9 protein-coding genes are annotated in these 9,128 nt (G+C 69.5%); 5 read left to right on the top strand and 4 right to left on the bottom strand.

Going from position 1 to position 9,128, the window contains the following annotated elements; all coding sequences use genetic code 11:
• The first annotated feature begins 166 nt into the window (after positions 1 to 166).
• The 5 genes from VLG41_RS12435 (at position 167) to VLG41_RS12415 (ending at position 5,518) form a co-directional block, all read left to right on the top strand.
• Positions 167 to 1,162 carry an HlyD family secretion protein gene (locus VLG41_RS12435; RefSeq protein ID WP_325349720.1) on the top strand — a complete coding sequence of 332 codons (996 nt, stop codon included), beginning with the start codon at positions 167 to 169 and terminating at the stop codon, positions 1,160 to 1,162.
• A complete protein-coding gene (locus VLG41_RS12430) occupies positions 1,159 to 2,091 on the top strand; it encodes an ABC transporter ATP-binding protein (RefSeq protein ID WP_325349719.1) in 933 nt (310 codons plus the stop codon). The genes VLG41_RS12435 and VLG41_RS12430 overlap by 4 nt, the downstream gene beginning before the upstream one ends.
• Positions 2,092 to 2,149: 58 nt before the next feature.
• A complete protein-coding gene (locus tag VLG41_RS12425) occupies positions 2,150 to 3,280 on the top strand; it encodes an ABC transporter permease (protein ID WP_325349718.1) in 1,131 nt (376 codons plus the stop codon).
• Between the two features lie 100 nt (positions 3,281 to 3,380).
• Positions 3,381 to 3,968: a DUF2878 domain-containing protein gene (locus VLG41_RS12420; protein ID WP_325349717.1), complete on the top strand. Its 588-nt coding sequence runs from the start codon at positions 3,381 to 3,383 to the stop codon at positions 3,966 to 3,968.
• A 296-nt stretch (positions 3,969 to 4,264) separates the two neighbouring features.
• A complete protein-coding gene (locus tag VLG41_RS12415) occupies positions 4,265 to 5,518 on the top strand; it encodes an AsmA-like C-terminal region-containing protein (RefSeq protein WP_325349716.1) in 1,254 nt (417 codons plus the stop codon).
• 70 nt (positions 5,519 to 5,588) lie between these two features.
• On the opposite strand, the gene VLG41_RS12410 is transcribed toward VLG41_RS12415, so the two are convergent.
• From VLG41_RS12410 to VLG41_RS12395, 4 genes are all read right to left on the bottom strand, one after another.
• Positions 5,589 to 6,851 carry a HipA domain-containing protein gene (locus VLG41_RS12410; protein WP_325349715.1) on the bottom strand — a complete coding sequence of 421 codons (1,263 nt, stop codon included), beginning with the start codon at positions 6,849 to 6,851 and terminating at the stop codon, positions 5,589 to 5,591.
• Positions 6,841 to 7,158, bottom strand: coding sequence for a helix-turn-helix transcriptional regulator (locus VLG41_RS12405; protein WP_325349714.1), 318 nt, complete (start codon positions 7,156 to 7,158; stop codon positions 6,841 to 6,843). Before VLG41_RS12405 ends, VLG41_RS12410 begins: the two co-directional genes overlap by 11 nt.
• Before the next feature lie 88 nt (positions 7,159 to 7,246).
• On the bottom strand, positions 7,247 to 8,863 hold the full coding sequence (gene guaA / locus VLG41_RS12400) for a glutamine-hydrolyzing GMP synthase (RefSeq protein ID WP_325349713.1): 1,617 nt from the start codon (positions 8,861 to 8,863) through the stop codon (positions 7,247 to 7,249).
• Positions 8,864 to 8,882: 19 nt separating this feature from the next.
• Positions 8,883 to 9,128, bottom strand: a 246-nt coding sequence (locus VLG41_RS12395) for a type II toxin-antitoxin system VapC family toxin (protein ID WP_325349712.1), incomplete at its 5' end; no start/stop codon positions are given.

Here is a 9,128-nt window from a genome sequence, read left to right as displayed (position 1 = left end):
GTACCTGCCGCTTCACGCTTCGTCGGCCGCTCGGTCCGATGGGCCGTGACAGAATGCCTCACGGCCGCCAGGGCATCACCTGGCGGCCGGCGCAGGGCTGCTGGACATGGCCGCATCACACGATCGGCCGCCCGGGACCATGCGGACACGGACCCTGGATGCTGCGATGCGCCAACGCCCCATCACTGCCGCATGCCGACTGCTCCTCGTGCCGCTGCTGGCGGGCCTGACCGCCTGCCAGCGCGCCGCCGAGCCCGCCTGGTCCGGCTACGCCGAAGGCGAACAGATCTACCTGGCCGCGCCGGTGGCCGGCCGCATCGCCGCCCTGGCCGTTCGGGCCGGTGACGCGGTGCAGGCGCAACAGACCCTGTTCGCCCTGGAGGGCAGCCTGGAACGCGCCGCCGAGGCCCAGGCCAGTGCCCGCTTGCGCAGCGCCGAAGCCCAGGCCGCCGACACCGACAAAGGCCGCCGGCGCGAGGAAATCGCCGTGAACGAAGCCCAGTTGCGCCAGGCCCGCAGCGCCGCCGCGCTGGCCCACGCCGAACTGGCCCGCCGCGAGCAACTGGTGCGCCAGGGCTTCGTCGCGCGCGCGCAGGTGGACGACGCCGCCCTGCTCGCCCGCCAGGCCGACGCGCGCGTCAACGAACTGCTGGCCGCCCTGCAGACCGCCCGCCTGCCCGCCCGCGAGGACACGCGCGAGTCCGCGCGCGCGCTGGCCGATGCCGCGCAAAGCGAACGCGCGCAGGCCGACTGGCGCCTGCGCGAGACCACGCAGCAAGCGCCGGCCGCCGGCCGCGTCGTCGACGTGTTCTTCCGGCCCGGCGAATGGGTGGCGGCCGGCCAACCGGTGCTGGCCCTGCTGCCGCCGGCCAACCGCAAGGCGCGCTTCTTCGTGCCGCAGGCGGCGGTGGGTGGCCTGGCCCTGCAGCAGCCGGTGCGGCTGAGCTGCGACGGCTGCGGCGAGCCGATCGCCGCGCGCATCAGCTACGTCGCCCCGCAGGCCGAGTACACACCGCCCGTCATCTACTCCAACGAGCAGCGCGCCAAGCTGGTCTTCATGGTCGAGGCCCTGCCGCAGGACCCCGCCGATGCCGAGCGCCTGCACCCTGGCCAGCCCTTGGACGTGCGCCCCGAGCGCGCCGCACAGCGGGTCGTCCAGTGAGCGAGCTGGCCATCGACGTGCGTGGCCTGAGCAAGTCGTTCGGCTCGCACGTGGTCGTCGACCGCATCGATCTGCAGGTCGGCCGGGGCCGCATCGTCGGCTTCCTGGGGCCCAACGGCAGTGGCAAGACCACCACCATGCGCATGCTCTGCGGCCTGCTCACGCCCGACGCCGGCGAGGGGCGCTGCCTGGGGCTGGACTTTCGCCGCCAGGCCCGCGAAATCAAGCGCCAGGTGGGCTACATGACGCAGAGGTTCGGGCTTTACGAGGACCTGTCGATCCGCGAGAACCTGGACTTCATCGCGCGGCTGTTCTCCATGCCCGGGCGCCGTGCGGCGGTGGACCAGGCGCTGCAGCGGCTGGGACTGGCCTCGCGCGCGCAGCAACTGGCGGGCTCGCTGTCGGGCGGCTGGAAGCAGCGCCTGGCGCTGGCGGCCTGCCTGCTGCACGAGCCGCGCCTGCTGCTGCTGGACGAACCCACGGCCGGTGTGGACCCCAAGGCCCGGCGCGACTTCTGGGACGAAATCCACCGCCTGGCCGCCGAGGGCATCACGGTGCTGGTCTCCACGCACTACATGGACGAGGCCGAGCGCTGCCACGAGCTGGTCTACATCGCCTACGGCAAGATCCTGGCGCGCGGCACGGAGGCGCGGATCATCGAGGACGCGAAGCTGGAGGTCTGGTCGCTGCAGGGGCCGGACCTGTCGCGCTGGCTGGAGCCGCTGAAGCGGGCCGAGGGCGTGCTCAGCGTGGCCGCCTTCGGCAGCGCCGTGCACGTGGCCGGGCAGGACCCGGCCCTGCTGCGCCGCGCATTGGCGCCGCTGCACAAGCAGCCCGGAATCACGCTCAGCCGCGGCGAGCCCAACCTGGAGGACGTCTTCATCAGCCTGATCGCCCGCGCGGCGGACAACTACCAGGCCGCTGCATGAGTGACGCCCGGCCGCCCGAAGGAACCCGCACCGCAGCGCGCCGCGCGGAGGTTTCCCGATGAGCTTCTCCTGGGGCCGCACGGCGGCCATCTTCATCAAGGAATTCCAGCAGATGCTGCGCGACCGCCTGACCTTCGCCATGGCGGTCGGCGTGCCCATCCTGCAACTGGTGCTGTTCGGCTACGCCATCAACACCGATCCCAAGGGCCTGCCGACGGCGGTGGTGATGCAGGACAGCGGCGAGATGGGCCGCAGCCTGGTGGCGGCCATGCAGAACAGCGGCTACTTCAAGCTGGTGCGCAGCGGCATTGGCGAAGGCGAGGCCGACGAACTCATGGCCCGTGGCGACCTGCAGTTCATCGTCGTGATCCCGGGCGACTTCACGCGCCGCCTGGTGCGCGGTGAGCGCCCGGCCCTGATGGTGGCCGCCGACGCCACCGACCCGGCCGCCGCCGGCAACGCCATCGCCGCCCTGCAGCAACTGGGCCAACAGGGCCTGCAGCGCGAGCTGGTCGGCCCGCTGGCGGCCCTGCAGCCAGGCGCCGCGCCCTTCGAGCTGCGCCTGCAGCGGCGCTACAACCCCGAAGGCCTGTCGCGCTACAACATCGTGCCCGGCCTGATCGGCACCATCCTCACCATGACCATGGTGATGCTCACCGCGCTGGCCATGACGCGCGAGCGCGAACGCGGCACCATGGAAAACCTGCTGGCCACGCCGGTGCGCCCGCTGGAAGTGATGCTGGGCAAGATCCTGCCCTACGTGCTGATCGGCTACGTGCAACTGGGCGTGATCATGGTCGCCGCCTGGGCCCTGTTCGACGTGCCCATGCAAGGCAGCCTGCCGCTGCTGCTGGCCATGATCGGCGTCTTCATGCTGGCCAACCTGGCCGTGGGCTTCACCTTCTCCACGCTGGCGCGCAACCAGTTGCAGGCGCTGCAACTGACGTTCTTTTTCTTTCTGCCGTCCATGCTGCTGTCGGGCTTCATGTTCCCGTTTCGCGGCATGCCCGAATGGGCGCAGTGGCTGGGCGAGGCGCTGCCGCTGACGCACTTCCTGCGCATCGTGCGCGGGATCATGCTCAAGGGCAGCGGCGCGGCGGATCTCTTGCCCGAGCTGTGGCCGCTGCTGGGTTTCCTGGTGGCGGCGGGGCTGGTAGCGCTGGGACGGTACCGGCAGACGTTGGATTGAAGGGCTCCTCGCCCACCGCTTTGGTCGGGGGCATGGCCTTCGATGAAGCAGTGGCGGCCGCGCATCTCATCCAAGCCACCGCCTGCGCCGTACAAGCGCGATGCACACCGACCACCCGACGCCCAGCCGCCGCTGGATCTGGAGCAACTTCCTCTTCTCGCAGGTCGCGTGGTTTGCGGCGGTGCTGGGCGCGGCCCATGGCTTGCCCGGCTGGGGGGCTGTGCCCGCGCTTGTGGTGGTGCTGTGGCACCTGCACCTGGCGCCGCGTCCGTGGTCGGAGGCGGCGTTGATCGCTGGCGCCGTGGCCCTGGGCACGGCCGCCGACGCGCTGGTATTGGCGCAAGGCGTGCTGGCCTACACCAGCGGGCAATGGGCCAACGCCGCACCACCCCTGTGGATGAGCGCCCTCTGGGCGGTCTTCGCCACTTCTCTCAACCTGAGCCTGCGCTGGCTGCACGCCCGATGGTGGCTGGCGGCCCTCATCGGTGCGGTGGCTGGCCCGCTGGCCTTTGTCTCGGGTGCGCGGCTGGGCGCGGCCACCTTGCTGGACCCGGAGCCTGCCTTGGCCTGGCTCTCACTGCAGTGGGCCATCGTGCTGCCCGCGCTGTGCCTGTGTGCACGGCGTTTCGATGGCCTTGGCCCAGGCCACCGGCGCGCCTGGGCAGGCATCGGCGGTCAAGGCGAGTAGCCCGACACGGCGGCCGGGCCGTCACGGGCCTTGCGCCCTGCCCGGCGCGGCGCCGCTCGCCCGCCCGCCCTATTCCGGCCAGCGCTGCGGCGCCAGGCGTAATGGCGGTCGGAGCGCGCGATGATGGTTCGCTGCCCGTCGGCCGACAGCTCGGCGATCACGCACTCGGCCGGGAAGGGCCACAGGAACGGCGCTCACACGCGGGTGCGGCAAGCGCCTACAGACGGCGTCGGCGGTGTGCGCCAGCATGGGTCAGGATGCCGACCGCGCCGATCACACATACCCGCCGCTGGGCCATGGTCTCCGTCGCCCTGATGGCGCTGGGTGTCGCCGCATGGGCGGGTCTGCGCGCCTTCCTGCCCAGCGATGAGGAGCTCGCGCGGCGTCTGGAGGCGGCGTTCGAAGCGCGCACGGGTCATGGGCTGGTCGTGGGCGAACTGCGCTGGCGCTTGCTGGGGCTGCCGGTGGTGGAGGTGCTGCACGCGCACACCCAGCAAAAGGACGCGATCCGCGTGCGCCGCGTGGCGCTGCACCCGCAGTTGCTGCCCCTCTTGCGCCAGCGCCTCGTCATCGACCGCCTGGAAGTGGACGGCGCCGAGGTGCCGCGCGATTCTCTGAACGCCCTGCAGGACCGCACGGCAGACGCGAATGACCGGGTCGAACTGCGCCGCCTGGTGTTCACGAACCTGCGCTACACCTCCTACTCGGGCATCGCGGTCGCCTATGACGGGGAGGTCAGCTTCGATGAGGACCGCCTGCCGCGCCGCGTGCAGATCCGACGCCCGGGGGTGTCGCCGCCCGCCACGCTGGACGCCACGCGCGAGGGCCGGACCGAACGCGGCGCGGACATCTACCGCCTTCGCGTGCAGGCCGCCGGCGGCACGCTGCATGGCCAGGCGCGGCTGACCACGCGGGACGACGGCCATCTGCTGCTGGCAGGCGAACTGGCCCCTCGCGGGGTGGAAGTGCAGGCCCTGCTCGACGCCTTCCACCGCCGCTCGTTCATCAGCGGACGGGCGTCTGGAGAAACGACGCTGCGCGCCGAAGGCGAAACGCTGGGGGCGCTGTTCCGTTCATTGCGCACGCGCAGCGAACTCACGGTGGACGGCGGAAAGATCCTGCGCATCGACGTGGCCAAGGCGGTGAAGTCGCTCGGCGAAGACCGCGCCGGCCAGACGCCGCTGGACAGCCTCTCCGGCGTGGTGGAGACGCAGAACACCGAGGACGGGATGAAGACCACCTTCACCCACGTCAAGGCCGTGGCGGGCGACTACAGCGCCACCGGCTGCGCCACGCTGTACCGCAAGCAGCTGGCGGCGCAGGGCGAGCTGGACATCGCCGGCGGCCTGGTGGACGTGCCGTTCGCCGCGCACGGTCCCACCCGCAAACCCACGTTCCGCATCGCCAAAGGCAGCATCGCGGGCGCCGCCATCGGCACGGTGCTGTTGCCGGGTATCGGTACCGCGATCGGCGCCCAGATCGGCGGGGCCGTGAGCGGGCCGCCGGCGGCGGAAGGGGATGGGGTGTCGGGGCAGCGGGAGTGCCCGTAGCGATGAGATGGGCACGGCGCGCCGGCGCTTCCACTTGTCGCGCGGTTCTGGTGTCGAGCGCCTCTTGCGTCTACGCGCCGGGACTTCTTTCGAAAAAGAAGCAGTCAGGCAGGATGGCCGGGGCGATGTGGTCGATGTCCTTGGCCGACACGCCGCAGGCGAAGAAGCTGTCGCGCCAATGCCGGACAACATCGACGAGTCGATCGATCTCCTCGCGCGCCGCCTGCGCCGACAAACCGAAACGCCCTGCCTGCGACAAGAGGTTGTAGATGCTGGCTGTGCGACCGTGGTCGCCGACCGTCAAGGCCAGGTCGCGCCTCTCCAGGCTGACCACGGGCGCGGGCACGAGGTCGTAGGCCGGCGACAGCCGCCATCCCTTCTGCCTGCGCAGCAGGGCATGGTTGCGCGGATGATCATCGTTGTTCGTCACGGCGGCGTTGAACACCATCCGCCTGAACAGTTCGGCACAGTCGGCTTGCGGCTTGTCGGACCAGCGGCGCAGGTTGTCGGCCATCAAGGGATAGGACCAACGCTCCCTGTCCAGGTGGCTGTCGCCGCAGTCGAGCACGGTCAGGCCACTGACGAGGCCGAAGCGCAGGTAGCCCTTGTCCGTGTGGTCGCGATCGAACCGTTGCAGCAACAGCACATCGCTCTCGCCGACGGACTGGAGTCGCGCCTGTGCGACGTTCAGGCCACACCTGCGAGCCAGGTCGAGCGTCGCGAACTCGACGCGCTGCAGATTGAAGCGGTCGTCTCGGGCTGGAAACTTGCCAAGCCAGAGACTTTGCGCGTCCTCGATCGTGGCCTTGGGCCTTGCCCCACCCATGCTGGTGCCAGGATCAAGTTGTTCGAGCAGGTGAGCGGCGACCGGGCGCCCCTCTTCGATCGCCTGTGTGGCCGCGATCAACTCGGCCAATTGGTGCGTGCGGTTGTATTGGCGCTTGGGCGCGGGAGGTTCTGACGTCAGCCCGAAGCTCAGGTAGCCCGCTCCGTCTTGCGGCCCGTGCAGCAGATAGTCGATTTCCTGAAGGTCGGCCGCGCTGCGCTCGAGCTTGTGCTCAATCACGCGCCGTCCCCAGGCGTCGGGACCGGCGTCTCGAACCGCACCTGGAATCCCCTTGAGTTGGGTGAACTCGAAAATTTTCTTGGCAAGAGGCAATTGGAAGGGATCGAGTGCAACCGCCTCCCGGCGCTGGAGGTAACGATCGCCGTACCGAAACCGCCCGATCTGCGTGCCGTCGGGCAGCGTCTGCACCCTGAGCAGCGCTGCCGGCACCGTTTCCAAGGTGCCGGGCAGCTGAATGTAGACGTAGGCCTCGCGCTCAGAAGTCATAGTCGTCGCTCGCCTTGCGGGCCTTGCCAGCCCGCGTCGGGCGGCGCGACGCTTCGAGCGCCTTGCCGTGGAGATCACCGTCGGGGTCCGCCACCGCATCCAGCGACTGGTCCAGGCCAAGCGCCCACAGCACCGTGACGCACACGCCCACCGCCGTGCCGGGCTTGCCGAGTTCAAGCGCCGTGAGGGTGTTTCGGTTGATGCCCGCCTTGCTGGCGAGATCGGCGACCGACCAGCCCCGCCGAATCCTTGCCACGCGGATGCGCTGACCCAGCTGGACAACCCGCTCGGCGGCTTGCAGGGGCATTGCAAAATTGCTCATCAAATCAGGCGTATTTTGATTAAACGCCCTCTATATTAGGCATTTTTCAAGTCCATGCTCGCATTTCGCTCACTCACTCCCATTCGATCGTCGCCGGCGGCTTGCTGCTCACGTCGTACGTCACCCGGTTGATCCCCCGCACCTCGTTGATGATGCGGCTGGACACCCGCTTGAGCAGGCTGTACGGCAGCTCCGCCCAGTCGGCGGTCATGAAGTCGCTGGTCTGCACGGCGCGCAGGGCCACCACGTAGTCGTAGGTGCGGCCGTCGCCCATCACGCCCACGCTTTTCACGGGCAGGAAGACGGTGAAGGCCTGGCTGGTCAGGTCGTACCAGCTCTTGCCGCTGTGGGGCTCGATGGTGGAGCGCAGCTCCTCAATGAAGATGGCGTCGGCGCGGCGCAGCAGGTCGGCGTAGTCCTTCTTCACCTCACCCAGGATGCGCACGCCCAGGCCCGGGCCCGGGAAGGGGTGGCGGTAGACCATGTCGTGCGGCAGGCCCAGGGCGACGCCGAGTTCGCGCACCTCGTCCTTGAAGAGGTCGCGCAGCGGCTCCAGCAGTTTCAGGCCCAACTGCTCGGGCAGGCCGCCCACGTTGTGGTGGCTCTTGATGGTGACGGCCTTCTTGCTCTTGGCGCCGCCGGATTCGATGACGTCCGGATAAATTGTCCCTTGCGCCAACCACTTGGCGCCTTTTGTTGATGCACCACTTGAAGTGAGCTTGGCGGCCTCGGCCTTGAAGACATCCACGAACAGGCGGCCGATGATCTTGCGTTTCTGCTCGGGCTCGCTCACGCCGGCCAGCTCGCCCAGGAAGAGTTCGCTGGCGTCCACACGGACCACTTTCGCGTGCAGCTTGCCCGCGAACATCTCCATCACCATGTCGCCCTCGTTCAGGCGCAGCAGGCCGTGGTCGACGAAGACGCAGGTGAGCTGATCGCCGATGGCGCGGTGGATGAGCGCGGCGGCGACCGAGGAATCAACCCCGCCCGACAGGCCCAGGATGACTTCCTCGTCGCCCACCTGCTCGCGGATCTTCTCGACCGCCTCGGCGATGTGGTCGCGCATGACCCAGTCGGGGCTGGTGCCGCAGATCTCGAGCACGAAGCGATCGAGCAGGGCCCGGCCCTGCACGGTGTGCGTGACCTCGGGGTGGAACTGCACGGCGTAGAAGCGGCGAGCCTCGTCGGCCATGCCGGCGATGGGGCAACTGGGCGTGCTGGCCATGAGCTTGAAGCCCGGCGGCAGCTCGGTCACCTTGTCGCCGTGGCTCATCCACACCTTGAGCATGCCGTGGCCTTCGGGGGTGGTGAAGTCGGCGATGTCCTTGAGCAGCGCGGTGTGGCCGCGCGCGCGCACCTCGGCGTAGCCGAATTCGCGGGTGTGCGAACCCTCCACCTTGCCGCCCAGTTGCTGCGCCATGGTCTGCATGCCGTAGCAGATGCCCAGCACCGGGATGCCCAGTTCATAGACCGCCTCGGGCGCCTTGTCGTCCACCTCGTACACGCTGGCGTGGCTGCCCGAGAGCACGATGCCCTTGAGGCGGCCGTCGGCGGCGAACTCGCGCACCCACTCGCTGCTGACATCACACGGGTGGACTTCGCAGTAGACGTGGGCCTCGCGGATGCGGCGCGCGATGAGCTGGGTGACCTGGGAGCCGAAATCGAGGATGAGGATCTTGTCGTGTTGCATGGGGGGGCTTTCGGTAGAACTAAAACGGTTCGACGGCGATGCCGCAGGCGCGCGCGGCCTGCAGCAGCGCGGTTTCGCGCGAGAGCAGGGTGCCGTTGAGGCGCACCACCAGTTCGAGGTAGGCGGCGTCGAGGTAGCTGATCTGGTGGGCCTCGGCCAGGCGCAGCACCTGGCTGCGCCGGTGCAGGCTGGGCGGCGGGTCGATCTCGACCTGGGCCTGGGCCACGAGTTCCAGGCCGCGCTCGTAGTGGGCGCGCGGCAGGGG

Origin of the sequence: Hydrogenophaga sp., from assembly GCF_035481345.1 — a bacterium.
Classification (GTDB): Bacteria; Pseudomonadota; Gammaproteobacteria; order Burkholderiales; family Burkholderiaceae_C; genus Hydrogenophaga.
Note: the sequence above shows the minus strand (reverse complement) of the source record. Positions and strands in the feature narration are given on the sequence as shown.